A 3,862-nucleotide genomic window follows, 5' to 3' on the forward strand; every position below is an offset into this window, starting at 1 on the left:
GTACCCAAACCTTCTTCGTTAAGAATACGTCTTTCTTTCACTCCGATACGGGTCATAATCCACTCATCGTTGGTATCAACCATTCTGGACAATTCTTCATTGGTCAGAACATAATCAGGTACATATCCACCGACTCCTGTAATTACAGCATTAATCTTTTCCATCATTTCAGAATTTAATTTGTGCGCGTCCTAATAAAAGAGAAGCCGGAAGAGCCGAAAGCTCTCCGGCTTTAATCTTTTCGACGAACCACACAAAAGTGTTTAACCTAGCGTTTTATTAAAGAGCGGCTTCTTTTTCAATTGCCAACTTGCCTCTGTAATAACCGCAAGCTCCACATACTGTGTGATAAACATGCCATTCACCGCAGTTCGGGCAAATAGCTAAAGTAGGAGCAACTGCTTTGTCATGAGTTCTTCTCTTAGCAGTTCTCGTTTTTGACTGTCTTCTTTTAGGATGTGCCATTTTTCTAAAACTTTATTTAATTATTATCTAATATTTTCTTCAAATCATCCCAGCGCGGATCTGTCTCGCGACTTTCATCCTCTGGTTCTTCTTCCAGATCTGCATCGTCCAGACTTTCTTCTTCTGCAGACGTACACAGATGCTTGTTCAATGTTCCCATCATTGCCTTATTGCATTTTCCGGGAGCGTGTACATGCTTCATAGGCAGACTCAACTCAATAAATTCGTAGATGAACCATGCTACATTGACATAACCGTCTTCTTCCGGAACCACCAGGACATCACCTTCTTCAGAGAAAGACAAGCCCATTTTCACCTTCAGTGTATCATCTGTATTCACAGGTAATTCCAGATCATCCAGGCATCGGTCACACGGAACAATAACAAAGCCTTCCGTATGAAAGTTCAATATAAAGACACCCATGCTCTTTTTGACATTCAGCACAACCTTCAGTTTGCCTCGCTGAATCTCCGGAGCATCAATATCTGCGAAGAACTGATTATCGAGCGTGTATTCATACTGACATGAATCTTCACGCATGTTCTTCAACTCTACCTTATATTTGCTAAGCTTTCCCAATTCGCAATACTATATAAATCGGGCGACAAAGATACAAACAAATATTTATTTTATCTAGGATTTTTCCTTTTTTATTTATTAAAATATCATATAGCCCTATTCAATGCCTTCCCTATTCTTCCCGAAACGAATGAGTTTGAAGATATTTACTCAAAAAGATGACAGATAAAATACCTGTTTAAAATAAATGTATTAATTTTACGCATCCAATCGGCCGATCACCTTATTTAGTATAACGGAGATTAAAAAAGGAACAACAAACTAATCTATATTTCCATGTTAACCCAAATAATTAACGCTCAAATCCTTACCCCGCAGGGCTGGTTGAAAGACGGCTCTGTGCTGATAAGAGATAACAAAATTTTAGAAGTAACCAATTGCGACTTAGCAATTGTAGGTGCCAAACTGATTGATGCCAAAGGAATGTATATCGTTCCGGGAGGTGTGGAAATCCATGTACATGGAGGTGGAGGACGCGACTTTATGGAAGGCTCTGAAGATGCATTCCGCGCCGCTATCCAGGCACACATGCAACACGGAACAACCAGTATCTTCCCGACTTTGTCATCATCTACTATTCCTATGATCCGCGCAGCTGCAGCTACCACTGAAAAGCTGATGAGCGAACCGGACAGCCCGATTCTCGGTCTGCATCTGGAAGGCCATTATTTCAATATGAAGATGGCAGGAGGACAGATGCCGGAGAATATCAAGAATCCTGATCCGGAAGAATATATTCCCTTGTTGGAAGAAACACACTGCATCAAACGTTGGGATGCTGCTCCTGAACTTCCAGGCGCCATGCAGTTTGCCAAATATATCACTTCAAAAGGAGTTTTGGCTTCTGTCGGACACACGCAGGCTGAATATGAAGATATCTATACTGGATATTATGCAGGCTATACTCATGCAACCCATTTCTACAATGCAATGCCGGGATTCCACAAGCGTCGTGAATATAAATACGAAGGAACCGTAGAAAGTATTTATCTGATGGATGACATGACTGTTGAAGTGGTTGCTGACGGTATCCATGTTCCACCGACAATTCTCCGACTTGTTCATAAGATTAAAGGTGTGGAAAAAACAGCTCTTATCACTGATGCTTTGGCTTGTGCAGCCAGCGACAGTAAAGAAGCTTTTGACCCCCGTGTAATCATCGAAGATGGCGTATGTAAACTGGCCGACAGATCGGCTCTGGCTGGAAGTATCGCAACTATGGACCGTCTGATCCGTACAATGGTACAGAAAGCTGAAATTCCATTGGAAGATGCAGTCCGTATGGCTTCTGAGACTCCGGCAAGAATTATGGGAGTATTGGATCGTAAAGGTACTTTGGAAAAAGGAAAAGATGCCGATATCCTGGCACTCGACAGAGACCTTAACGTTAGAGCCGTATGGTCTATGGGTAAACTCGTAGAAGGCACTAACAAACTCTTTTAACAACGTAAAATCTGATTGATATGTTAACGCAAATCATAAACGGCCATATTCTGACTCCTCAGGGATGGCTGAAAGATGGCTCCGTCCTGATTAGTGACGGAAAGATATTGGAAGTTACAAACAGCGATCTGGCTGTAATCGGAGCAACCGTTATCGATGCCAAAGGTATGTACATCGTACCGGGATTCATCAGTATGCACGTACATGGAGGTGGTGGACATGATTTTACAGAAGGAAGCAAAGAAGCCTTTACAAAAGCTGTTTCTGCTCACCTGAAACATGGTGCGACCTCTATATTCCCTACACTGTCATCAAGTACCTTCGACACAATCCGACAGGCTGTCACTACCTGTGAAGAATTGATGCAACAACCGGGCAGCGTAATTCAGGGATTACACATTGAAGGTCCGTACCTGAATCCAAAGATGGCCGGTGCACAATGGGAAGGCCTCCTGAAAGATCCGGATCCGGAAGAATACAAACCTCTTTTGGAAAGTACTCAGTGCATCAAACGCTGGGACATCAGTCCTGAACTTCCAGGAGCACATGAATTTGCTCAATATGCAACTTCACGGGGTATTTTAACTGCTGTAACTCATACTGAAGCTGAATATGATGAGATCAAAGCTGCTTATGCAGCAGGTTTCACTCATGCAGCTCACTTCTACAATGCAATGCCGGGATTCCACAAACGCCGTGAATACAAATACGAAGGAACGGTAGAAAGCGTTTACCTGACAGATGGTATGACCGTAGAAGTAATTGCAGACGGAAGTCATCTTCCTGCAACTATTCTGAAGCTCGTTTACAAGCTGAAAGGTGTAGAGAAAACTTGTCTGGTAACAGATGCTCTTAAATATGCTGCATACCAAGGAGAACCTATCGTAGATCCGCGTTATGTTATTGAAAACGGTGTTTGCAAACTGGCTGATCATTCTTCATTAGCAGGAAGTTTGGCCAGCATGGACACTTTGATTCAGACAATAGTGAAAAAAGCAGGTATTCCACTGGCTGATGCAGTACGTATGGCTTCTGAAACTCCTGCAACAATCATTGGTATCAATGACAAGAAGGGTAGCTTACAGAAAGGTAAAGATGCAGATATCGTTATTCTTGATAATCAGATTAACGTACGTTGCGTCTTCTCTAATGGAGTAATAGTAGAAGATACAAACACTATGATACATTAAGATTTTTCATTTGAGTCTTATTATATCAATCATGGAGACGTGTCAGCGTAAAGAAATTTACAATGACATGTCTCCATTTCTTATATCACCATTTCAACTGCCTAAGCCAGGCCTTTTACAAAGAACAATAAAAAGGTTCTCCCCCATACATCTAACAAAACTAAGCACCAGCTTATGTTCTTTA

The 3,862-nt window shown here is 41.9% G+C and carries 4 protein-coding genes; 2 read left to right on the forward strand and 2 right to left on the reverse strand.

Features of this window, described 5'->3' with window-relative positions; translation table 11 throughout:
* Positions 1 to 279 precede the first annotated feature (279 nt).
* Both rpmF and BACCOPRO_RS11985 read right to left on the reverse strand, forming a co-directional pair.
* Positions 280 to 465 carry a 50S ribosomal protein L32 gene (gene rpmF, locus BACCOPRO_RS17570; protein ID WP_007559879.1) on the reverse strand — a complete coding sequence of 62 codons (186 nt, stop codon included), beginning with the start codon at positions 463 to 465 and terminating at the stop codon, positions 280 to 282.
* Between the two features lie 16 nt (positions 466 to 481).
* The gene (locus tag BACCOPRO_RS11985; RefSeq protein WP_022277062.1) at positions 482 to 1,006 is read right to left on the reverse strand and encodes a YceD family protein; all 525 of its coding nucleotides are present in this window, start codon (positions 1,004 to 1,006) and stop codon (positions 482 to 484) included.
* A gap of 315 nt (positions 1,007 to 1,321) precedes the next feature.
* On the opposite strand from BACCOPRO_RS11985, the gene nagA (BACCOPRO_RS11990) reads away from it, so the two are divergent.
* Both nagA (BACCOPRO_RS11990) and nagA (BACCOPRO_RS11995) read left to right on the forward strand, forming a co-directional pair.
* On the forward strand, positions 1,322 to 2,488 hold the full coding sequence (gene nagA / locus BACCOPRO_RS11990; RefSeq protein ID WP_008144009.1) for an N-acetylglucosamine-6-phosphate deacetylase: 1,167 nt from the start codon (positions 1,322 to 1,324) through the stop codon (positions 2,486 to 2,488).
* A gap of 20 nt (positions 2,489 to 2,508) precedes the next feature.
* Complete coding sequence (nagA, locus tag BACCOPRO_RS11995) at positions 2,509 to 3,678, forward strand: N-acetylglucosamine-6-phosphate deacetylase (protein WP_008144010.1); 1,170 nt, start codon at positions 2,509 to 2,511, stop codon at positions 3,676 to 3,678.
* The last annotated feature ends 184 nt before the right edge of the window (positions 3,679 to 3,862 follow it).

This window comes from Phocaeicola coprophilus DSM 18228 = JCM 13818, from assembly GCF_000157915.1.
GTDB lineage: Bacteria > Bacteroidota > Bacteroidia > Bacteroidales > Bacteroidaceae > Phocaeicola > Phocaeicola coprophilus.